Raw genomic sequence first — 22,575 nt, 5'->3', positions numbered from 1 at the left:
GGGCAGCGCCTGATTGTTCGAATGACCCGAGCAGTATTTCCGAACCCGACGGATTTATCAGCCAATACGCGACCAATAGACTTTGCCCATCCCGACCATCCCCTCCAGAGGTAGAGAACATGTCCCGCAGAATCGCACTCATCACCGGCGCCAGCCGTGGCCTCGGCAAGAACGCCGCCCTGCACCTCGCGGCGCAAGGTTTCGACATCATCGGCACCTACCACAGCAAGGCCGGCGAAGCGCAAACCCTGGTAACCACGCTTGAACAGAGCGGCGCCCGCGCCGCCATGCTGCAACTCGACGTCGGCAACAGCGCCAGCTTCGAGGCCTTCGCCAGCGCCTTGGGCGAAACACTGAAACGCGACTTCGGCCGCGATCACATTGATGTGCTGGTGAACAACGCCGGCATCGGCATCAACGCGCCCTTCGCCGAAACCAGCGAGGCGCAGTTCGACCAGTTGCTCAACATCCAGCTCAAGGGCCCGTTCTTCCTGACCCAGCGCCTGCTGCCGCTGATCGCCGATCAAGGCCGGATCATCAACGTTTCCACCGGCCTGACCCGCTTCGCCCTGCCCGGTTATGCCGCCTACGCCGCGATGAAAGGCGCCATGGAAGTGCTGACCCGCTATCAGGCGAAGGAACTGGGCCAGCGCGGTATCCGCGTGAACATCCTCGCGCCGGGGGCCATCGAGACCGACTTCGGCGGCGGCGTGGTGCGCGACAACTCGGACGTGAACGCCTTCGTCGCCAGCAACACCGCGCTGGGCCGGGTCGGCCTGCCGGACGATATCGGCGCCGCCATTGCGCTGTTGGCCAGTGACGGCGCCGGCTGGGTCACCGGCCAGCGTCTGGAAGTCTCGGGCGGGATGTTCCTTTAATCCGCCGAAGCGCCCAATGCCACCCGCAACTGCGCCAGCGCCGGCAGTTGCAGGGCCTGGGCGGCATAGCACAAACCGACCCGGCGACTCAGGGCCGCGCCCTGGCACGGTCGCCAGTGCACACCCGGATGATGTTCAACCAATGATTGCGGCAGCAGCGCCTGTCCCAGCCCCGCCGCCACCATCTGCACCGCCTGCTGCAGACTGGCGGCGGTGCCGGCGCAGTCCTGCGCGGCATCGCCGTAGAAACCGAGCAGGCGTTGGTGCGACGGCTGCTGCGGACAGGTGATCCAGCGCAGCGGCGCGCCGCTGCTCGGCAGCGCCAGCACGAACGGCTCATCCCACAGCGGCAGGAACAGTTCATCCTCGCAGCACAGTGATTCGACGCCGAGCCGCGCATCGCCGGCGCAGCCGTCCAGCAGCGTCAGTTGCAATGACGGCAGCGCCGTACTGGCCATGCGCAGGAATGATTCCACCTGGCTGCCGGCGATATCCGCCTCGATCCCCAGTTGCAGCACCAATCGCTGGCGGCCCTCGCGAAAACTCACGCTCAGCGCCTCGGCCTCGGCCACCATCCGCTGCGCCTGCGGATACAGCACCCGCGCCTGTTCGCTGACGTCGACGCCGCGGGCCTGACGCAGGAACAGCGCCACGCCCAGTTCCTCCTCCAGTTGCCGGATGGTCACCGACAGCGACGGCTGGGCCACGCATAGGCGCTGCGCGGCCGAGGTGATGTTGCGTTCTTCGAAGACCGCAATGAACGCCTTCAGGTGTCGAATATCCATAGTCATTTCCGATGCCAGCCAGCGGAATAAGCCGTTTCTCAAGACTTTCCGGGCTCAATAGAATTCAGCCATTCAAATTGATTATGCCTTGGAGGTCATCATGCTCAAGCCCCTGATTATCATCACCGGTGCCAGTTCCGGTATCGGCGAAGCCTGCGCGCGGTTGTTTTCCCAGGCCGGCCACCCGTTGTTGTTGCTGGCACGCCGCCTGGAACGGATGCAGGCACTGGAGCTACCGGACACCCTTTGCCGCGCCGTCGATATTCGTGATCGCGAGGCCTTCGCCGCTGCGGTGAACGAGGCCGAGACGGCCTACGGCCCGGCCGATGCGCTGGTCAACAATGCCGGCGTCATGCTGCTCGGGCAGATGCACGAACAGGACCCGGCGCAGTGGGAGCGCATGCTCGACGTCAACGTCAAGGGCCTGCTCAACGGCATTCACCTGCTCGCCGCCGGCATGGTGCAGCGGCGCCACGGCACGCTGATCAACGTCAGTTCGGTGGCCGGACGCAAGACCTTCCCCAACCATGTCGCTTACGTCGGCACCAAGTTCGCCGTGCACGGGATTTCCGAGAACCTGCGTGAAGAGCTGTCGCCGCACAATGTGCGGGTGGTGACCATCGCCCCCGGCGCGGTGGAAACCGAGCTGCTCGGCCACACCACCGACGAGGCGATCAAGCGCGGCTACGAAGACTGGAAACAGCAGGACATGGGCGGCCAGGTACTCAGTGCCGAGGACGTTGCCGGCTCCATCCTCTGGGCCTACCAACAGCCGCAGCACGTGTGCATCCGCGAAATCGTCCTCGCCGCCACCCGCCAGCAGCCCTGATCAGTGCTCCTCGACCTGGACGCTGGCGGTCATCCCGGCGCTCAGGGCAAACCCTTCCGGCACCTCATCGAGGCTGATCCGCACCGGAATGCGCTGAGCCAGGCGCACCCAGTTGAAGGTCGGCTCGACTTCGGCCAGCAACTGGCTGTCGGGGGTGGCGTTGCGGTCGGTGATGCCGCGGCTGATACTCTGCACATGGCCTTTCATCGGCTCGCCGGCGCTCATCAGCCAGATCTTCACCGGCGCGCCGACCTTGATCCGCGGCAACTTGGTTTCCTCGAAATAGGCCTGCACGTAGAACGTCGAGTCGTCCACCAGGGCCATCACCGGTTGCCCGGCGTTGACGTAGTTGCCTTCGGCCAGGCGCAGGTTGGTGACGTGCCCGTCGCGGGGCGCCTGGACCTTGCTGCGGGCCAGGTTGATGGCGGCGAGTTTGGCATCGGCCTGGGCCTGACGCAATTCGCCGCGGGCCACGGCGGCGTTGATCTGGGCGTTTTCGCGCAACTCGGCGCTGATCGCCTGCGGCCCCAAAGCGGCCCGGCGCGAAGCCTCGTGCTCACGCAGACGCAACTGTTGCTGGCGGGTTTCGGCCACGGCGTTGGCCTTTTCCAGCGCCGCCTCGAAGCGGTCGCTGTCGATGGACATCAGCAACTCGCCGGCTTTTACCTGCTGGTTGTCCTTCACTTTCAGTTCGCGCACCCAGCCGGAAACGTCCGGGGCGACGATCACCACATCGGCGCGAATTTTCGCGTCGCGGGTCCAGGGGGTGAGCATGTAGTACTGCCACAAGTGGGTGCCGGCGAACACGGCCACAGCCACCAGGCACAGGGTCAGGGCGATACGCACGGTGGTACGCATGGACAAACTCCTCAGACAGTTCCCAGGTACAGCGTTACCAGGGTCAGGATGCAAACGAACAAGGCGCAATCGAACAGCGCTTCATGCCAGATCCAGCGCCCCAGCGGGGTCAGGCGCAGGAGCAGGCGCACCGCGCCGGTGAGCAACAGCGCCAGCAATACGTAGATCAGAAACGGACTGAGCAGGACTCCGCCCAGCGCCCATTCACGCAAGCCCATGGATTTCCTCCAGCCGGCGGCACCAGCGGCCCCAGCTCTTTTGCAGTTGCAGAACGGCGCCCACCGCCAGGCGCAGAGCGTCGCTGCTCGGCTGGTCCTGCAGCGCGGCGATAAAATTGGCGCTCGGCCCATCCAGGCGGTGCTCGCGACCGGGGCCCGGACCTTGCGCCAGCACCGCTTCCAGTTGTTGCAGGTACTCGCGCTGGGCCGGCTCCACCGGCGCGCGGGCTACCGCCAGGCACATGCGCAAGTGCAACAACTCGTCGCCCATGTCCAGGCCGTGCAGGCCGTCATCCCAACGCCCGCGTTCCTGCTCGGGCAGCGCCGCGAAGTGCCGCGCCAGTTGCAACAGGCGGTCGGCCATGCGTCCGCCGAACCAGGTTTCGGCGCCGCGCAATTCACGTCGGGTCAGGCGCACCAGATCGCTCTGGGTCGCTGCGCGCAAACGCCGGCCGTGCCAGGCGGGATTGCGCAGCACCAGCAGCTTGAACGCCAGTACCGCCGCGCCGACGCCGATCATCATCGCCTGGGCATTGTTGAGGAAGGCCTCGACACTGAAGCTCATGGTGTTCAGGGGCGACACCAGCACGATGAAATGCAGGCAGTACGAGGTGGCCGTGGCGCCGATTCGCGGGTTGGCCATGCCCAGCGCGCCGAAGAACAGCGGAACGCCCATCCCCAGGCAGAGCATGGCGAAGCTGCTCCACTGCGGCAGCAGGATTTGTCCGACGAAAAACGCTACCGGCAGCGCCAGCAGAATGCCGCGCAGAAAACTCATGCCGATTTGCGCGCCGTTTTCGCGGCTGGCGAACAGGCTGCAGACCACGCAGGTCAACACCAGCCCACCCGGCGCCGCGGCCCAGGCGGTGGCCAGCCAGAAACTGGCCATGGCCAGGAATGCCAGGGCGCTGCGCGAGCCGAACAACAGGCCCAACGGGAAATCGCGGTGCACGGCAAGGCTGTCCGGCAGGTCCGCCGGCGCCTTGCCTTCCTCCACCGCGTGCAGCGCGTGAGTCGCGGCGGCGGCGTTATCAAGGAGCAGGGTCAGGCGCGCCAGGCAATAGTGTTCGGCGGCGCTGTCACGCAGGTCCTGCGAGGCCTGCCAGACCCGCTGCCGCAGTGCCATCAGTGATTCCGCGTCAGGTGTCGCCAGGGCCGCGCGCACCTCGTCGAGCCAAGGCCGCAAGTGCTCCGCCTCGCGCTCGTCCAGTTGTCGCCACTGCCGGCGCACCGACCGGGCGATGCGCAGCAGGATCAACAGCTTCTGGCTCAACCCGCGAATGGCGCGGGCGCGCTCGCGGCCCAGGCGGCCTTCGAACCAGGCATGTTCGCGCTGCGAATCGACGGCGACGATGCGCCCGAGGATTTCCACCAGGCTCTTGCGCCCTTCCTCGTCGCCGGCAAGCGTCGCGCTGGCCGCCTGCAATCCGCTTTGCCAGGCCTGGCGCGCCTGCACGCCCAATTGCTGCTCGACCCGCATCGGCCAAAGCAAGGCGCTGCTCAACGTGGCGCAGATGATGCCGAGGCTGATTTCGGTGCAACGCGCCACCGCCTGATCGAAGATCAGCAACGGGTGATTGACTGCGGGCAGGGCAATGATCGCCACGGTGTATCCGGCCAGCACGAAGGCGTAGGCCCAGGCGCTGCGCAGCAGGGTCGAGCACGCTGTACACAGGCCCAGCCACAGCGCCAGGCAGATCAGGAACAGCCAGGGTGTCTGGGCGAACACGGCGATGAACACCACCGACATCACCGTCCCCACCAGCGTCCCGACCAGGCGCGCCAAACCCTTCTGCAAGACCATGCCGGACAGCGGCTGAGCGACGATGAACGCGGTCATCAAGGCCCAAGCCGGCTGCTCCAGTCCCCAGCGCAACGCCAGCCACAGCGCCAGCCCGCCACCCAGCAAGGTCTTGATGGCGAATTGCACGGCAAGTGTGTTGGGCGCGAAAAGCGCCTGCAGGGTGATCGGCACGGAGCGAACCTGAGGACGGTGGGGTTAACGATAGACAGAGGTAACAGGAAACGACCTGAAACAAATTATTAGCTAGCTAACTATCAGAGTCCAGCGTCTTTTTCGATGTTGTCTGCTTACCCGCCGTGTCCTGCAAAAATCGCAGACAAAAAAAGGGGCGACCGAAGTCGCCCTAAATGCCTTGCGTGCTCGTTGTATCGGGAAGGAATCAGCGATCTTTGCGCTTCTGCGAGTCCTTCCAGATGAAAAGTCCGAAGCCGGCGAAGAAGACAAACATCAGTCCGACTGTGACTACCCCTGCGACAACCACATTATCGAAGAACATGTCGGCCTCCATTTGCCAGTGCCTGTCCGATGAGTGAACAGTAGCGAATGTGCCGGGAGGGAAAATTGACCGAGGTCAATAGCGCCCTGAGCGGGCGCCGGAGGCGGGGGCAGGCTTGACCTGCATCAAGATTTTCAGCGCTTGGCGGGTTTGCCCTTGGGCTTTTTCTTGCCTTTCTTGGCGGTGCCCAAAGGCATGGCCTGCTCGAAGGCCTTGCGCACTTCGTTCAGGCGCTTTTCATTAAGGTCGTGAACACGACGGGCGCGCTCGGCGCCGAAATCAATCAGGTTGTCGTCTTGGCTCATGGTCAGGCTCTGAGGCAGCGAAGGCCCCATGATGAAGGCTGCTGCCGGTGCTGAACAGCCCGGCGGTCAGACTTCGATGTCCACCAGCAGCCCTTGACGGCCTTCACCGCCCATCAGCGGGGCCACCGGCACGGTGTTGTCGGCGTTGAGTTCGTCGCCGGGCATCGGCTGATAAGGGTCGTCGTCCTGCTCCTGCGACGCCTGCTGGCCCTGGCGCCTGCGCTGTTCTTCACGCAAGAGCACGGCAGCCTGCTCGGGATGGCGATGCTTGAGGTCGATCGTCCCGTCGCTGGAGGCGGGCTGGGTGGGCACCACGGGCTTGATGTCCGGGGTCGGTTTGACCGGGTCCAGTTGCGACGTGACGGGCACGGCGCTCAGCGGAATCATCGGTGGCAGCATGGTGAAGGGTCTCCTGTTGCCCCTGTGTCGGCACGTTTGACCACGGCTTGAGGACAGAGTGCCGGCAACTGTGAGCGGCATCACGGCGCGGATACCGACGCCCGGTCACCCGCTCGAGGGCCAGAACCTTTGGTCAATACGCCGCTATCCGTTAAGATAGCCAGCTTTTTCATGGCGGGAGTCAGGCAGTATGGTGCAGCAGTATCAACCGGGGCAACGCTGGATCAGCGACAGCGAAGCCGAGCTGGGTCTGGGTACCGTCCTCGCACAGGATGGTCGCTTGTTGACCGTGCTCTATCCGGCCACTGGCGACACTCGCCAGTACTCACTGCGCAACGCCCCCCTGACCCGGGTGCGTTTCTCTCCAGGCGACCAGATCACTCACTTCGAAGGTTGGAAACTGACCGTCCGCGAAGTCGAAGTGATCGATGGGCTGCTGGTCTATCACGGCCTCAACGCACAGAACGAGGCGTGCACCCTGCCGGAAACCCAACTGTCGAACTTCATCCAGTTCCGCCTGGCCAGCGACCGCCTGTTCGCCGGGCAGATCGACCCGCTGCCGTGGTTCTCCCTGCGCTACAACACTCTCGAGCACACCAGCCGCCAGTTGCAATCGTCGCTCTGGGGCCTGGGTGGCGTGCGCGCCCAACCGATCGCGCACCAGTTGCACATTGCCCGTGAAGTGGCCGACCGTATCGCCCCGCGGGTATTGCTGGCGGACGAAGTGGGCCTGGGCAAGACCATCGAAGCCGGCCTGGTGATCCACCGCCAACTGCTGTCCGGCCGCGCCAACCGTGTGCTGATCCTCGTCCCGGAAAACCTCCAGCACCAGTGGCTGGTGGAAATGCGCCGACGCTTCAACCTGGAAGTCGCGCTGTTCGATGCCGAGCGCTTCATTGAAAGCGACGCCAGCAACCCGTTCGAAGACGCCCAACTGGCGCTGGTCGCGCTGGAATGGCTGGTCGAGGACGAGAAAGCCCAGGACGCACTGTTCGCCGCCGGCTGGGACCTGCTGGTGGTCGACGAGGCGCACCACCTGGTCTGGCACGAAGAAAACGCCAGCCCGGAATACGCGCTGGTCGAGCAACTGGCCGAGGTCATCCCCGGCGTGCTGCTGCTCACCGCAACCCCGGAACAACTCGGTCAGGACAGCCACTTCGCTCGCTTGCGCCTGCTCGACCCGAACCGTTTCCACGACCTGGCCGCGTTCCGCGCCGAGAGCGAGCACTATCGCCCGGTCGCCGAGGCGGTGCAGGAACTGCTCGACGAAGGCCGCCTGTCGCCCAAGGCCCACGCCACCATCCAGGGTTTCCTCGGTGCCGAGGGCGAAGCCCTGCTGGCAGCCGTCAACGATGGCGACACCGAGGCCAGCGCTCGTCTGATTCGCGAGCTGCTCGACCGCCATGGCACCGGCCGCGTGCTGTTCCGCAACACCCGCGCCGCCGTCCAGGGGTTCCCGCAGCGCCAGTTGCACGCCTATCCGCTGCCGTGCCCCGATCAGTACATGGAGCTGCCGGTTGGCGAGCACGCCGACCTCTACCCGGAAGTCAGCTTCCAGGCCCAGGGCGACAGCGATGAAGAAAACCGTTGGTGGCGTTTCGACCCGCGGGTCGACTGGCTGATCGACACCCTGAAGATGCTCAAGCGGGTCAAGGTGCTGGTCATCTGCGCCCACGCCGAAACCGCCATGGACCTGGAAGACGCCCTGCGCGTGCGTTCCGGCATCCCGGCCACGGTGTTCCACGAAGGCATGAGCATCCTTGAGCGCGACCGCGCCGCGGCCTACTTCGCCGACGAAGAATTCGGCGCGCAAGTGCTGATCTGTTCGGAAATCGGCAGCGAAGGCCGCAACTTCCAGTTCTCCCATCACCTGGTGCTGTTCGACCTGCCGGCCCACCCGGACCTACTGGAGCAGCGCATCGGTCGTCTGGACCGGATCGGCCAGAAACACACCATCGAGCTGCATGTTCCGCACCTGCAGAACAGCCCGCAGGAACGCCTGTTCCAGTGGTACGACCAGGCGCTGAACGCCTTCCTCGCCACCTGCCCGACCGGCAACGCCCTGCAGCATCAGTTCGGCCCGCGCCTGCTACCGCTGCTGGAAGACAGCGACGACGACCAGTGGAAAGCCCTGATCGACGAAGCGCGCGGCGAGCGTGAACGCCTGGAAACGGAACTGCACAGCGGCCGCGACCGCCTGCTTGAACTGAATTCCGGCGGTGCCGGCGAAGGCCAGGACCTGGTGGAGGCGATCCTTGAACAGGACGACCAGTTCACCCTGCCGATCTACATGGAAACCCTGTTCGACGCCTTCGGCATCGACAGCGAGGACCATTCGGAAAACGCCCTGATCCTCAAACCGAGCGAAAAAATGCTCGACGCCAGCTTCCCGCTGGGCGACGACGAAGGCGTGACCATCACCTACGACCGTGACCAGGCGCTGTCCCGCGAGGACATGCAGTTCATCACCTGGGAACACCCGATGGTGCAAGGCGGCATGGACCTGGTCCTGAGCGGCTCGATGGGCAACACCGCCGTCGCGCTGATCAAGAACAAGGCGCTCAAACCCGGCACCGTGCTGCTGGAACTGCTCTATGTCAGCGAAGTGGTTGCCCCGCGCGCGCTGCAACTGGGCCGTTACCTGCCGCCGGCGGCGCTGCGCTGCCTGCTCGATGCCAACGGCAACGACCTGGCTTCGCGGGTGTCGTTCGAAACCCTCAACGACCAGCTCGAAAGCGTGCCTAAGGCCAGCGCCAACAAGTTCATCCAGGCCCAGCGCGATGTGCTGACGCCACGGATCAACGCCGGCGAAACCAAGATCCAGCCGCGCCACAACGAGCGCGTAGCCGAAGCGCAACGCCGCCTGGCTGCGGAAACCGAAGAAGAGCTGGCACGCCTGACCGCGCTGCAAGCGGTCAACCCAACCGTGCGCGACAGCGAAATCGACGCGCTGCGCAAGCAGCGGGAAGATGGCCTGGCGATGCTGGACAAGGCAGCGCTGCGGCTTGAGGCGATTCGGGTTCTCGTCGCCGGCTGAAACCATTGGGGCCGCAATGCGGCCCCAATATCACACCGCTTCGGCGGCCTTGCCGCCAAGCCCTTCAGCTTCCTCCAACATCCCCGCCTTCATCTTCTGCGCATCGCGACTGAAACTCCGCGCCGCAAACAGCAGAAACACCAACGTAAACAGCAAGGCCACCGGAATCAGCCCCATGGCGTCATGCAGACCCACGGCCTTGAACGCCTCGCTCATTTCCAGCGCCCCCGCCTCCGCCATCGCCACTTTGGCGTAGTGATCCGACAGCGATCCCACCACCACCGGCCCCAAGCCACCACCCAGCAGGTACAGCCCGGCGAAGAACAACGCCATCGCCGTCGCCCGCAGGCGCGGCTGGACCACGTCCTGAATCGCGGTGTAGACGCAGGTGTAGAAGTTGTAGGCAAACAGCCAACCCACGCCGAACATCGCAACGAATACGCCGATCTCCACCCGCCCGGCATACAGCGCCCAGCCCGTTCCCAGCGTGGCCACCAGCATGCTGAACGCGCCGAACAGCAAGCGTCCGGCGGGCATGCGCTGGTGGATCTTGTCGGCAACCCAGCCGCCGAGGGTCAGGCCAAACAGCCCGGTCACACCAACGATCACCCCGGTCGCCACCGCCGCCTGCTGCAACGACAGCAGGAAGTAGCGCTGCAACATCGGCACCATGAACGAGTTGCAGGCGTAAGTGGCAAAGTTGTAGCTCAGCCCGGCCAACACCAGCCAGCCGAAGGTGGGAATGCTCAAGACCCGGCGCAGCGGGCGGTCCAGCGGCGTCTGGGACGAGGCAACGGCTTCCGCCGCGCCCCGCGCCGGTTCGCGAATCATGAACATGAACAGCGCCAGGATCACCCCGGGCACCGCAGCAATGAAGAACGGCGCGCGCCAGCTACCAAAGGCCTGGACCATCGCCCCGATGGTGAAGAAAGCCAGCAACAGGCCCAGCGGCAGCCCGAGCATGAAGATACCCATGGCCCGGGAGCGGCGCTCGGCGGGAAACAGGTCACCGATCAGCGAGTTGGCTGCGGGCGCATAGCTGGCCTCGCCCACACCAACGCCCATGCGCACCAGCAGGAACGTCCAGAAACTGCCAACCATGCCGTTCACTGCAGTCAGTCCGCTCCAGACCGCCAGGCCCCAGCCCATCACTTTGCTGCGTGAACCGGTATCGGCCAGGCGTCCCAACGGTAGGCCGGCGATGGCGTACACCAAGGTGAATGCGGTGCCGATCAAGCCGATCTGCAAGTCGCTGAGGTGCCATTCCAGGCGGATCGGCTCGATGACGATGGCGGGAATGGTGCGGTCGAAAAAGTTGAACAGGTTCGCCAGGAACAACAGGAACAGAATGCGCCAGGCATTGGCCGCTTGGGTGGGGGTATGCATCAGTCAGATCCCTCTTGTTTTTGTCAGTGCGCGCCACTACGCCGGACAAAATCTAGAGGGCAATCTCAAGGCTGTCTGCCATCATCGATGAGCTTGATGGCGGGTAATTGTAACCATTTGCGCCATTAGAACCGTTGGCTATGGAAGTGATTGCCAATTCATTGAAATCAATCTGCCATTAATCCCGATGCCTCAGCGCGGTCTTTCTATACTCAGCAAAAGAAAAGAGTCTCCAGGCGGTGTGGGGACGAGTGCGAACTCGGCTGAACTGGGAGGCACGCTATGGAATGGCTGCACATGCTGCTTGCCGATCATCCGGCGGGCCATTTTGCTCTGGCTGTACGCCATAACCCCTACCTGATCCTGCTCGCCTATCTGGTGATGTGCGCGGGCAGCTTCGCCACCCTCGATATCATCGAACGCATCGGCGACAGCGAACACGCTGCAGCCCGACGACGCTGGAAGATACTGGGCGCCTGCTGTCTGGCCTGCAGCGTGTGGGCCATGCACTACATCGGTATGCTGGCTTTCGAAACGACGCTGGAAGTCCACTACGACATGTTCCTGACCGGCGTTTCGCTGCTGATCATGCTGTCCGCCGCCCTCTGCGCCATGAACATCCTCGGCCAGCCCCAGCCACGCACCCGCCATTACTGCCTCGCCGCGCTGTGCGTCGCTGCCGGGGTAGCGATCATGCACTACACCGGCATGGCCGCCATGCGCTCCAACGCCTTGCAGCACTACAACCCCGCACTGGTGCTGGTGTCGGTGATCGTCGCCCTGATCGCCGCGCTTCTGCCGCTGTTGATGGCCCGCTACCTGCGTGGTGGCAACAGCTCCCGCCCGCAACTGTTCAAGTACAGCGCCGCCGTGGTCATGGCCGGGGGCATCATCGCCACCCATTACACCGGCATGTGCGCCCTGAGCCTGACCCTGCCCGACGGCACCAGCACGCAGATGGCCCTGAGCGACAACAGCCTGCAACTGAGCCTGACCATCGCCGTGATCACCCTGCTGATCAGCGGCAGCTGCATCAGTGCGGCGCTGTCGGACAAGAAGCTGCAAAGCAAGGAGCAGGACCTGCAGCGGGTCAACACCCTGCTGAGCCAGCTCGACCAGGCCAGGGTTTCGCTGCAACAGGCCGCGCACTACGACGCCCTGACCAACCTGATCAACCGCCGCGGCTTCAACCAGATTTTCGCCGAGCGCCTGGCCGAGCAAAGCCAGATCGGCGGCATGCTCGGGGTGATGTTCCTCGACATCGACCATTTCAAGCGCATCAACGACAGCCTCGGCCACGACGCCGGCGACCAGTTGCTCAAGGCCATCGCCAACCTGATCAAGGCCGCGACCCGTAACCAGGACGTGGTGGCGCGGCTCGGCGGCGACGAGTTCTGCATCCTCTTCAACCTGAAAAGCCCGGACGAAGCCCGCGGCCTTGCCCAGCGCATCCTGCAGAAGGTCCGCGAGCCGATCGACCTGGCCGGGCGGCGCATGGTCATGACCACCAGCATCGGCATCAGCCTGTTCCCGGACGACGGCGGCAGTTGCGACGAGTTGCTCAAGCACGCCGACCTTGCGCTCTATCAATCCAAAGGCAGTGGGCGCAACAAGCTCAATTTCTTCAGCGACAACCTCAAGACCCGCGCCACCCTGGAGCTGCAACTGGAGGAAGAACTGCGCATCGCCCTGCTGGAAGAGCGCGGCCTGCGCATTCACTACCAGCCGATCTACGAACTGGCCAGTGGCCGGGTGACCAAGCTCGAAGCGCTGATTCGCTGGCAGCATCCGCAACATGGCCTGCTCAGCCCCGACCGTTTCATCGGCATCGCCGAAACCAACGGCCTGATCGCCGATCTGGACTTGTGGGTGATGCGCCGGGCATGCCTGGACCTGGCCGAACTGAGCCAGCACGGCTTCGGTGATCTGAAAGTGACGGTCAATTGCTCCGCCCTCACCTTGGGCCGCGATGAACTGGCCAACGAAGTCCAGGAAGCCCTGCTCGGTGCCGGTCTGCCGGCCTGGCGCCTGGAGCTGGAGGTAACCGAAAACGCCTTGATGGCCAATATCCACAGCACCATCGCCCTGCTGCGGCGCATCCGCGAGCAGGGCGTGTCGCTGTCCATCGATGACTTCGGCACCGGCTATTCATCGCTGGCCTATCTCAAGCGCCTGCCGCTGGACACGCTGAAGATCGACCGTTCGTTCATCCAGGATGTGCCGCGCTCGCGGGCGGACAAGGACATCGTCCAGGCGATCATGGTCATGGCCCACACCCTGCACCTGAAGGTGATCACCGAGGGTGTGGAGACCGAGGAACAGTACGAGTTCCTCCGGCAACTGGAGTGCGATGCCATTCAGGGTTACCTGCTCAGCCGACCGGTGCCGCTGGAAGCGCTGCGCGATGTGCTCAACGAGCTCAACCATCGCGAAGAACGGCTTATGGCTTGCTGCGATACAGATCAATCAGCGTCGCGGGATCTTTTTCCAGATAGCCCTGAGCGCCATGCAGGCGCATCAACTGCGCGGCCAGTCCGCTGACCGGGGTTGCCGAGCCCTGCTCACGGGAGAATTTAACGGCGGTATCGAGGTCCTTGAGCAAGGTCCGTACATGCCATTTCACCGGTTCGAAACGGCTTTCGGCCATTTGCGGCGCAAGGATCTGCAAGGGTTTCGAGTCGGCGAAGCCACCGGCCAGGGCTTCGGCGATCAGGCTGGCATCGACCCCGGACTGCTCGGCCAAGGCCACTACTTCGGCAATTACCAGCGCGTTGCAGGCCACGATCATCTGGTTGCAGGCCTTGGTCACTTGCCCCGCCCCTACCCCACCCATATGCGTCACCCGCTGACCCAGTGACAGCAAGGCCGGGCGCACCCGTGCCAGGTCGTCCGCCTCACCGCCAACCATGATCGCCAAAGTGCCGGCCCCAGCGCCCGGGGTGCCGCCGGATACCGGCGTATCCAGCCAGCTCATGCCGCTGGCGGCCTTTAGCCGCGCGGCCATTTCGCGGGTGGCGGTCGGTTCCAGGCTGGAGAAGTCCACCAGCAACTGTCCGGCCTTCGCCGTGCTGGCGATGCCCTCGGCACCGAACACCACGTCATGCACCACCGAAGTGTCCGCCAGGCACAGCATCACCACATCCGCCGCCTCGCACAGCTCGGCCGGCGTCGCCACTTGCCGGGCTCCGGCGGCCACCAACGGTGCGCATTTATCCGGCGAGCGGTTCCACACAGTCAGCGAAAAACCCGCAGCCAACAGGCGTCGGCACATGGGCAGGCCCATCAGACCGATACCGGCAAAGCCCAGGGACAACGGCATTGGATTGCTCATCTACAGCTCCAGACAATTAAAGAAGTTGACGACTTGGACGATTCAGAAGGGGTACGAGGGAAAACCCCTAGGGTTTATAGGGTAAAACCTGATCGCGTACGCCAGAGACGCGCTGATACAGTCGCGAAACTTATCCAGGGATGGCTGAATGATATCGACTGTTTCACTGCCACCCTCCCAGGCAAACGGCGCAAAATGACCTCCAAGAATACTCCAGCCAACGTGATTTCCGAGCTGCTTGCAGCCACCGCGCCCTCCAATTACGGGGCCCGCAGCTATTACAACCAGCCCACCCTGACGCCACAGCAATACCTCTACTTCACCGAACCAGACACCCAGCGCATCCTCGACAACCTCGACGGCCTGCGCGATCTGGTGTTCCCGCCGAGCCTGCATGTCGAAGACGACAGCCAGTTGCGGCTGGACCAGCAATTCCCCTCGGTTTGTCTCATTGGCCTTGGCCGCTGCGGCTCGAACATCGCCCTGGATGTCGCCGAGCTGGTCTACAACGCCCGCACGTTCTACCTCAACGAATTCAACAACGACGAACGCACCGGCACCGACCCGAGCTATAACCCGGCGCGCTGGATCCGCAACAACCTGCGCCTGGTCCAGGCCAAGAGCGCCAAGCCGGTGTTCCTGGTCGAACCGCTGGTCATGCTTGGCGATCTGGACAAGGACATCGCCGGACGCATCCGTTTCTCGCGCAAAGGCGAGAAAAGCGGCTTCCTGCGCGACTACAGCAAAATGAAAATCATGGACCTCTCCGAAGTCCATGCCGGCGGCGCCGGTAACGCGCCGATCCTCGGCCAGTACCTGGCGAAGATCATCCTCAACAAGGAAACCCACCGTTTCTCCAGCGCCGACTGGAAGCTGATCCACTCGTACCTGATCGATTCCTGCGGGATCAAGGCCAACCAGTCGCGGCTGTACTTCTACATTTTCAGCGCCGGCGGCGGTACCGGCTCGGGCATGGCCTCGGAGTTCGGCCTGGCCCAGCAGTTCTCGTACATGAACAAGACCTTCGACACCAAGCCGGCCGACGAGCAAGACGGCGAGTCCGGGCACTCGTTCGTCTTCGAGCCAATCTTCACCAGCGGCATCTGCGTGCTGCCGAACATTTCCGACCATCGCAGTGAAATGTCCGAGGCGCTGCACATCAACGCCGGTCGACTACTGTGCAAATACCTGTCGGAAGAATGGGACTTCTCGTACAACTTCGATAACGAAGACAGCAGCGAAGCCAGCGTCATGGGCCGCATTCGCCCGTGGAACGCGATGATGCTGATCTCCAACGACATCATGCGCTACGCCGAAGAAAGCGATGACGGCAACATCCAGAACATCGACGTCAACGCGATGGAGAAGCACGCCAACCAGTACATCTCCCAGCAAATCTTCAACATCCTCACCGCCCAGGCGGTGACCACCGACTACGACCAGAACTACTTCCGTCGCGCCGGCATCGACATCGGCGAAACCATCCGCCTCGACGCCAACGACCTGTTCATGAGCCTGGCCGGCCCGGTGGCCATCGCCTACGCCGAATCGGTAGTGCCGGAAACCCAGGGCCAGAGTTCCGAGAAGGGTTTCAAGGTGTTCGAGAAGGAACAACCGCGACTCGACATCGACGACCTGTTCTTCCGCTCCATCGACCTGCCGCACTTCAACAAAGACACCCAGGCCATCGAAGGCATCAGCCTGCTGCCGATCGAGTCTAAACGCTATCGCGCGGCCCTGGAGCAGTACCGTAATTCAGGCTGCGACGCCGCGGCGCTGCATGACCTGCACTTCTTCAAGAACTGCTCGTCGGTGGTGTCGATCGTTTCGCTGCCCAAGGACTACAAGCTGTCCTACATGGACCTGAACCGGCTCAAGACCCACCTCAACAGCCTGTTCCCCAACACCACCCTCAAGCGTTACGCGCTGGTGATCGGCGCTTCGGCCAACCTGTCGCTGACCACGCTGATCGCCAAGAGCCCGTGCCTGTCGGACGACTTCCTGACCCTGATCGTGGCGTTCATCAAGCGCTGCTTCGCCCGCGCGCCCTACCGCTTCGATGAAACCCTGGATAACGCGATCCTCGACTTCATCACCCAGGAGGAATTCGAAGAGGAACGGATCGACGAATTGCTCAACGAATTCGAGAACCCGGCGAAGATCCTCGATACCAACTGGTACGCGATCAAACCAATGTACGAGAAGAAATATCGCGAGTTGATCAACGACAAGAGCAAGTTCGTCTCGATCAACGATATTCGCCTGTCGCGGGAGTGCGTGAAGAAAGCCGTGAAGTATCTGCGCGAGATTTACCGCCACCGGATTGGCAAGACCAAAGTCATTTCGCTCAATTACCACACCGGTAAAGTCGACTACTGAGTCGGCGGGAAAACAAAAACGGGGCGCCCATAAAGGCGCCCCGTTTTGTATTTGCCCTGTTTCAAGGCTGGTGACTGTTACCGCCCGCCTGTGATGCGGCAGGACTGTTACCAACGGTCACCTTGCCTGAACAGGCTCGCGCACCAAAATGGACTCGCTGTGCGTTTTCACGCACCAATTCAGCTCGCGATCAGGCGGATTTGCGTTCCTGAATCAGGATGAACGGCGAAACCACCACCGCCCATATCTCTGGATCGCGGCTCTGAAGGTCAAGGGCCTGCTCGGCGGTGACCGCGCCGACGGTGCCAGCATTGCGCCACAAAGCCACGCTTTCGGCACGATTCTCGGCCATTGCCTGTGCGACTTCGATCAGGTCGACGGTAGGCTCGACCCAAATCAGGTCACCCTTCGCCCAAAAACGCTCCAAGGCTTTCCACTCGATTACCGCCGTCTCACCGAGCAATTTGGCATAGAGGGTGCTTGGTTCATCAGTCATGGGTTCCACCAAAAATAATCCGGCTTGAATAAAGCCCGGTATTTTTGCAGAAAAACCCAGTTTCAAATAAGTAATTGATCGGCGGATACAGCAAAGCCAAGTCTTTCCGGGCAATACCGGAACAATAAAAGACGCTTTTTTGTAACTTTATGTCGATCAGGCGACACCCTCGGTTTTTGCCTCGGCGCGCCTGCTTTTCAAGCGAGGAAGCAGCGCTCTACACTGTACCGGTACAGTTGCCAGGGCATTCACCGGGGGCGATTCCGGAAGATCAGGCTCGCGGTACGGCGTAGCCGCACCGGGATCTGGTCAGGTCCTCTGCCTTGGCGCTTAGGACTATAAAAATTACAACAGAATGAGTGGAGCACTATGAGTAAGGCTACCAAGCAAATTTCCAAGTTGTTTGCCGCAATGGTTCTGGCCGGCGTCGCCAGCCATTCGTTTGCAGCCGATACCATCAAGATCGGCATCGCCGGCCCGAAAACCGGTCCGGTCACTCAATACGGTGACATGCAGTTCCTCGGTGCAAAACAGGCCATCAAAGACATCAACGCCAAGGGCGGCGTCGATGGCAAGATGCTCGAAGCCAAGGAGTACGACGACGCTTGCGACCCTAAACAAGCCGTGGCCGTTGCCAACAAAGTGGTCAACGATGGCGTCAAGTACGTGATCGGTCACCTCTGCTCCAGCTCCACCCAGCCAGCGTCCGACATCTATGAAGACGAAGGCGTGATCATGATTACCCCGGCCGCTACCAGCCCGGAAATCACCGCTCGTGGCTACAAGCTGATCTTCCGCACCATCGGTCTGGACAGCGCCCAGGGCCCGGCCGCCGGCAACTACATCGCCGATCACGTCAAGCCGAAAGTCGTCGCAGTCCTGCACGACAAGCAACAGTACGGTGAAGGCATCGCCACCGCGGTCAAGGAAACCCTGGAGAAGAAAGGCACCAAGGTTGCCGTCTTCGAAGGCCTGAACGCCGGTGACAAGGACTTCTCCTCGATCATCCAGAAGCTCAAGCAAAACAACGTCGACTTCGTCTACTACGGCGGCTACCACCCAGAGCTGGGCCTGATCCTGCGCCAAGCCCAGGAAAAAGGCCTGAAAGCCAAGTTCATGGGTCCGGAAGGCGTCGGCAACGACTCCATCTCGCAAATCGCCCAGAACGCCTCCGAAGGCCTGCTGGTGACCCTGCCGAAGTCCTTCGACACCGACCCTGCGAACAAGGCGATCTCCGATGCCATCAAGGCTGACGGCAAGGATCCAAGCGGTCCGTTCGTATTCCCGGCCTACTCCGCAGTCGAGCTGATCGCCGAAGGCATCAAGGCAGCCAAGAGCGAAGACACCGACAAGGTGGCAGCCGCCATCCACGCCGGCACCTTCAAGACTCCGACCGGCGACCTGTCGTACGACGCCAAGGGCGACCTGAAGGACTTCAAATTCGTGGTCTACGAATGGCATTTCGGCAAACCGAAAACCGAAGTTTCCCCTCAGTAACACTGTTTGATACATGACCGAAAAGCCCACTGTGCGAGCAGTGGGCTTTGTTTTACGAGGTTCATGGACCTGTTTCCCGCGATCCGGGATCGGGTTCACCTGAAAATCTTAAAACCGTCACCAGCGGTTCCCTGGCAGTTGCGCGCGTCGAAGTGGCTATAGACCACAAGGCCGTGCCGGGTACAAACCCACCAGAGAAATGCGTATCAGGTTTTTAGGAGCGCTGTAATGCCTGAGATCTATCACTTCTTCCAACAGCTTGTTAATGGCCTGACCATTGGCAGCACCTATGCCTTGATAGCCATTGGCTACACAATGGTTTACGGCATCATTGGAATGATCAACTTCGCCCATGGCGAGGTGTACATGATTGGTTCCTACGTGGCCTTCATCGTCCTTGCCGGACTGGCCATGATGGGTATCCACTCACTGCCGTTGCTGATGACCGCCGCGTTTGTCGCGACGATCCTCGTTACCAGTGCTTATGGCTACAGTATCGAACGGGTCGCCTACCGGCCGTTGCGTAACAGCAACCGCCTGATCCCGCTGATTTCCGCCATCGGCATGTCGATTTTCCTGCAGAACACCGTACTGCTTTCCCAGGATTCCAAGGACAAGTCCATTCCCAACCTGATCCCGGGGAGCATCTCCTTCGGCCCGGGCGGCGCGGAAGAAGTCCTGATTTCCTACATGCAGATCCTGGTCTTCGTGGTCACCCTGATCGCCATGACCGGCCTGACCCTGTTCATCTCCCGCTCCCGTCTGGGCCGGGCCTGCCGGGCCTGCGCCGAAGACATCAAGATGGCCAACCTGTTGGGTATCAACACCAACAACATCATCGCCCTGACCTTCGTCATCGGCGCCGCGCTGGCGGCCGTCGCGGCCGTATTGCTGAGCATGCAATATGGCGTGATCAACCCCAACGCCGGCTTCCTGGTGGGCCTGAAAGCCTTCACCGCGGCAGTCCTCGGCGGCATCGGCAGTATTCCGGGCGCCATGCTCGGTGGCCTGGTGCTGGGTGTGGCCGAAGCCTTCGGCGCTGACATCTTCGGCGACCAGTACAAGGACGTCGTGGCGTTCGGCCTGCTGGTTCTCGTTCTGTTGTTCCGGCCGACTGGCATCCTGGGCCGTCCGGAGGTTGAGAAAGTATGAACAGACATCTCAAATCGGCGTTTTTCAGCGCCCTGCTGGTCTGGGCCGTGGCATTCCCGGTACTGGGCCTGAAGCTCAGCATTGCCGGCATCAACCTCGAAGTGCATGGCCAGGGTCCCTTCACCCTCGGTGTCATCGCCCTGTGCTCGGTGCTGATGTTCCTGCGCGTGCTGTTCGACAAGCAATGGAGCGCGGCGATGAAGTCCCGTCGCGACGGTCCGTTGATCCCCGCCAATGTCAGCAACTACCTGACCCTGCCGAAGACCCAGCGCTACATCATCCTCGGCCTGATCGTGGTCGCCCTGGTCTGGCCGTTCTTCGGCTCGCGCGGCGCGGTCGACATCGCCACCCTGATCCTGATCTACGTCATGCTCGGCCTCGGCCTGAACATCGTGGTCGGCCTGGCGGGCCTGCTTGACCTGGGTTACGTCGGCTTCTACGCCGTCGGCGCCTACAGCTACGCGATGCTGTCGCACTACTTCGGCCTGAGCTTCTGGGTCTGCCTGCCGATCGCCGGCCTGATGGCTGCCACTTTCGGCTTCCTGCTGGGCTTCCCGGTGCTGCGCCTGCGCGGTGACTACCTGGCCATCGTGACCCTCGGCTTCGGTGAGATCATCCGCCTGTTCCTGCGTAACCTCACCGAGTGGACCGGCGGCCCCAACGGCATCAGCAACATCGAGAAACCAACCTTCTTCGGCCTGACGTTCGAACGCAAGGCCGCCGAAGGCATGCAGACCTTCCACGAGTTCTTCGGGCTGGAATACAACTCGATCAACAAGGTGATCTTCCTCTACCTGGTAGCGCTGCTGCTGGCGCTGGTGGCGCTGTTCGTCATCAACCGCCTGCTGCGCATGCCGATCGGCCGTGCCTGGGAAGCGCTGCGTGAAGACGAAATCGCCTGCCGTGCGCTGGGCCTGAATCCGACCGTGATCAAGCTGTCGGCCTTCACCCTGGGTGCCTGCTTCGCCGGTTTCGCCGGTAGCTTCTTCGCTGCCCGCCAAGGTCTGGTGACACCGGAATCCTTCACCTTCATCGAATCGGCGATCATCCTCGCCATCGTCGTGCTCGGTGGCATGGGCTCGCAACTGGGCGTGATTCTCGCGGCCATTGTGATGATCCTGCTGCCTGAGCTGATGCGCGACTTCAGCGAGTACCGCATGCTGATGTTCGGCGCCCTGATGGTATTGATGATGATCTGGCGTCCGCAGGGCCTGCTGCCTATGCAACGTCCTCATATGGAGCTGCGTCGATGAGCCGCGAAATTCTGAAAGTCAGCGGCCTGAGCATGCGCTTCGGCGGCTTGTTGGCGGTCAACGGCGTCGCCCTCACCGTCAAGGAAAAACAGGTGGTTGCCCTGATCGGCCCGAACGGCGCCGGCAAGACCACCGTGTTCAACTGCCTGACCGGCTTCTACAAGCCCAGCGGCGGCACCATCCTGCTCGATGGCCAGCCGATCCAGGGCCTGGCCGGCCACCAGATCGCCCGCAAGGGCGTGGTGCGGACCTTCCAGAACGTACGCCTGTTCAAGGAAATGACCGCGCTGGAAAACCTGCTGATCGCCCAGCACCGCCACCTCAACACCAACTTCTTCGCGGGCCTGTTCAAGACCCCGGCGTTCCGCCGCAGCGAGAAGGAAGCGATGGAGCGGGCCCAGTACTGGCTGGACAAGGTCAACCTGACCGAGTTTGCCAACCGCACCGCCGGCACCCTGGCCTATGGTCAGCAGCGCCGCCTGGAAATCGCCCGCTGCATGATGACCCAACCGCGGATCATCATGCTCGACGAGCCTGCGGCCGGCCTCAACCCGAAGGAAACCGACGACCTCAAGGCACTGATCGGCTACCTGCGCGAGTCCCACAACGTCACCGTGCTGCTGATCGAGCACGACATGAAACTGGTCATGAGCATTTCCGACCATATCGTCGTGATCAACCAGGGCACTCCGCTGGCCGACGGCACGCCGGAGCAAATCCGTGACAACCCTGATGTGATCAAAGCCTACCTGGGGGAAGCGTAAATGCTGCAGTTCGAAAACGTTTCCACCTTCTACGGCAAGATCCAGGCGCTGCACGACGTCAACGTGGAAATCCGCCAGGGCGAGATCGTCACCCTGATCGGGGCCAACGGCGCCGGCAAGTCGACCCTGCTGATGACCCTTTGCGGTTCGCCGCAAGCCCACAGCGGCAGCATCCGTTACCTGGGTGAAGAACTGGTCGGCCAGAGTTCCTCGCACATCATGCGCAAGAGCATTGCCGTAGTGCCGGAAGGCCGTCGGGTGTTCTCGCGACTGACCGTCGAGGAAAACCTGGCAATGGGCGGTTTCTTCACCGACAAGGGCGACTACCAGGCGCAGATGGACAAGGTCCTGCAACTGTTCCCGCGCCTCAAGGAGCGCTTCAGCCAGCGTGGCGGCACCATGTCCGGCGGCGAGCAGCAGATGCTGGCCATCGGCCGTGCGCTGATGAGCAAGCCCAAGCTGCTGTTGCTCGACGAACCATCGCTGGGCCTGGCGCCGATCATCATCCAGCAGATCTTCGACATCATCGAACAACTGCGCCGTGATGGCGTGACAGTGTTTCTGGTGGAGCAGAACGCCAACCAGGCGCTGAAGATCGCTGACCGCGCCTATGTGCTGGAAAACGGCCGGGTAGTGATGCAGGGCACCGGTGAAGCGCTGTTGACCGATCCGAAGGTTCGCGACGCTTACCTGGGCGGTTGATCCACA

Annotated in this window: 20 protein-coding genes; 10 read left to right on the top strand and 10 right to left on the bottom strand. The window is 62.5% G+C overall.

Annotation, left to right across the window (positions count from 1 at the left end):
• Window positions 1–119: 119 nt before the first annotated feature.
• Window positions 120–878: an SDR family NAD(P)-dependent oxidoreductase gene (locus tag CKW37_RS07065; RefSeq protein WP_095154959.1), complete on the top strand. Its 759-nt coding sequence runs from the start codon at window positions 120–122 to the stop codon at window positions 876–878.
• Here the strand turns inward: CKW37_RS07065 and CKW37_RS07060 are convergent.
• Complete coding sequence (locus CKW37_RS07060; protein WP_095154958.1) at window positions 875–1,663, bottom strand: LysR family transcriptional regulator; 789 nt, start codon at window positions 1,661–1,663, stop codon at window positions 875–877. The two genes, CKW37_RS07065 and CKW37_RS07060, sit on opposite strands and share 4 nt — an antisense overlap.
• A 100-nt stretch (window positions 1,664–1,763) precedes the next feature.
• On the opposite strand from CKW37_RS07060, the gene CKW37_RS07055 reads away from it, so the two are divergent.
• On the top strand, window positions 1,764–2,492 hold the full coding sequence (locus CKW37_RS07055) for an SDR family oxidoreductase (RefSeq protein WP_095154957.1): 729 nt from the start codon (window positions 1,764–1,766) through the stop codon (window positions 2,490–2,492).
• On the opposite strand, the gene CKW37_RS07050 is transcribed toward CKW37_RS07055, so the two are convergent.
• From CKW37_RS07050 to CKW37_RS07030, 6 genes are all read right to left on the bottom strand, one after another.
• Entirely contained in the window at window positions 2,493–3,350 is an 858-nt protein-coding gene (locus CKW37_RS07050; protein ID WP_095154956.1) for an HlyD family secretion protein, read from the bottom strand.
• 11 nt (window positions 3,351–3,361) lie between these two features.
• Window positions 3,362–3,568 (bottom strand): DUF1656 domain-containing protein, encoded by a 207-nt coding sequence (locus CKW37_RS07045; protein ID WP_095154955.1) that lies wholly within the window; start codon window positions 3,566–3,568, stop codon window positions 3,362–3,364.
• Window positions 3,555–5,543: an FUSC family protein gene (locus CKW37_RS07040; protein ID WP_095154954.1), complete on the bottom strand. Its 1,989-nt coding sequence runs from the start codon at window positions 5,541–5,543 to the stop codon at window positions 3,555–3,557. Before CKW37_RS07040 ends, CKW37_RS07045 begins: the two co-directional genes overlap by 14 nt.
• Before the next feature lie 208 nt (window positions 5,544–5,751).
• Complete coding sequence (gene ccoM / locus CKW37_RS33435) at window positions 5,752–5,868, bottom strand: cytochrome c oxidase subunit CcoM (RefSeq protein ID WP_042122864.1); 117 nt, start codon at window positions 5,866–5,868, stop codon at window positions 5,752–5,754.
• Between the two features lie 134 nt (window positions 5,869–6,002).
• Entirely contained in the window at window positions 6,003–6,173 is a 171-nt protein-coding gene (locus CKW37_RS32935) for a hypothetical protein (RefSeq protein WP_095154979.1), read from the bottom strand.
• Between the two features lie 66 nt (window positions 6,174–6,239).
• Window positions 6,240–6,572 (bottom strand): aspartate-semialdehyde dehydrogenase, encoded by a 333-nt coding sequence (locus tag CKW37_RS07030; protein ID WP_095154953.1) that lies wholly within the window; start codon window positions 6,570–6,572, stop codon window positions 6,240–6,242.
• Window positions 6,573–6,762: 190 nt separating this feature from the next.
• Between CKW37_RS07030 and rapA the strand changes: the two genes are divergently transcribed.
• Window positions 6,763–9,609, top strand: a complete 2,847-nt coding sequence (gene rapA / locus CKW37_RS07025; protein WP_095154952.1) for an RNA polymerase-associated protein RapA — start codon at window positions 6,763–6,765, stop codon at window positions 9,607–9,609.
• 30 nt (window positions 9,610–9,639) lie between these two features.
• Here the strand turns inward: rapA and CKW37_RS07020 are convergent, their stop codons facing one another.
• A complete protein-coding gene (locus tag CKW37_RS07020) occupies window positions 9,640–10,995 on the bottom strand; it encodes an MFS transporter (RefSeq protein WP_095154951.1) in 1,356 nt (451 codons plus the stop codon).
• A 282-nt stretch (window positions 10,996–11,277) separates the two neighbouring features.
• On the opposite strand from CKW37_RS07020, the gene CKW37_RS07015 reads away from it, so the two are divergent.
• Window positions 11,278–13,536, top strand: coding sequence for an EAL domain-containing protein (locus CKW37_RS07015; RefSeq protein ID WP_095154950.1), 2,259 nt, complete (start codon window positions 11,278–11,280; stop codon window positions 13,534–13,536).
• On the opposite strand, the gene CKW37_RS07010 is transcribed toward CKW37_RS07015, so the two are convergent.
• The gene (locus CKW37_RS07010; RefSeq protein WP_095154949.1) at window positions 13,436–14,326 is read right to left on the bottom strand and encodes an NAD(P)-dependent oxidoreductase; all 891 of its coding nucleotides are present in this window, start codon (window positions 14,324–14,326) and stop codon (window positions 13,436–13,438) included. The two genes, CKW37_RS07015 and CKW37_RS07010, sit on opposite strands and share 101 nt — an antisense overlap.
• Window positions 14,327–14,521: 195 nt before the next feature.
• Here CKW37_RS07010 and CKW37_RS07005 point away from each other — a divergent pair, with 195 nt between their 5' ends.
• Window positions 14,522–16,705, top strand: a complete 2,184-nt coding sequence (locus CKW37_RS07005) for a hypothetical protein (RefSeq protein WP_095154948.1) — start codon at window positions 14,522–14,524, stop codon at window positions 16,703–16,705.
• Window positions 16,706–16,895: 190 nt separating this feature from the next.
• On the opposite strand, the gene CKW37_RS07000 is transcribed toward CKW37_RS07005, so the two are convergent.
• Window positions 16,896–17,201 carry a DUF2288 domain-containing protein gene (locus tag CKW37_RS07000; RefSeq protein ID WP_095154947.1) on the bottom strand — a complete coding sequence of 102 codons (306 nt, stop codon included), beginning with the start codon at window positions 17,199–17,201 and terminating at the stop codon, window positions 16,896–16,898.
• Window positions 17,202–17,570: 369 nt separating this feature from the next.
• On the opposite strand from CKW37_RS07000, the gene CKW37_RS06995 reads away from it, so the two are divergent.
• From CKW37_RS06995 to CKW37_RS06970, 5 genes are all read left to right on the top strand, one after another.
• Window positions 17,571–18,698: a branched-chain amino acid ABC transporter substrate-binding protein gene (locus tag CKW37_RS06995; protein ID WP_095154946.1), complete on the top strand. Its 1,128-nt coding sequence runs from the start codon at window positions 17,571–17,573 to the stop codon at window positions 18,696–18,698.
• 228 nt (window positions 18,699–18,926) lie between these two features.
• Window positions 18,927–19,850, top strand: coding sequence for a high-affinity branched-chain amino acid ABC transporter permease LivH (livH, locus tag CKW37_RS06985; protein ID WP_095154945.1), 924 nt, complete (start codon window positions 18,927–18,929; stop codon window positions 19,848–19,850).
• Window positions 19,847–21,103 carry a high-affinity branched-chain amino acid ABC transporter permease LivM gene (locus tag CKW37_RS06980; RefSeq protein ID WP_095154944.1) on the top strand — a complete coding sequence of 419 codons (1,257 nt, stop codon included), beginning with the start codon at window positions 19,847–19,849 and terminating at the stop codon, window positions 21,101–21,103. The genes livH and CKW37_RS06980 overlap by 4 nt, the downstream gene beginning before the upstream one ends.
• Complete coding sequence (livG, locus tag CKW37_RS06975; RefSeq protein ID WP_095154943.1) at window positions 21,100–21,867, top strand: high-affinity branched-chain amino acid ABC transporter ATP-binding protein LivG; 768 nt, start codon at window positions 21,100–21,102, stop codon at window positions 21,865–21,867. Before CKW37_RS06980 ends, livG begins: the two co-directional genes overlap by 4 nt.
• Complete coding sequence (locus CKW37_RS06970; protein ID WP_095154942.1) at window positions 21,868–22,569, top strand: ABC transporter ATP-binding protein; 702 nt, start codon at window positions 21,868–21,870, stop codon at window positions 22,567–22,569.
• Window positions 22,570–22,575: the final 6 nt, after the last annotated feature.

This window comes from Pseudomonas sp. Irchel 3E13 (assembly GCF_900187455.1).
Classification (GTDB): domain Bacteria; phylum Pseudomonadota; class Gammaproteobacteria; order Pseudomonadales; family Pseudomonadaceae; genus Aquipseudomonas.
Note: the sequence above shows the minus strand (reverse complement) of the source record. Positions and strands in the feature narration are given on the sequence as shown.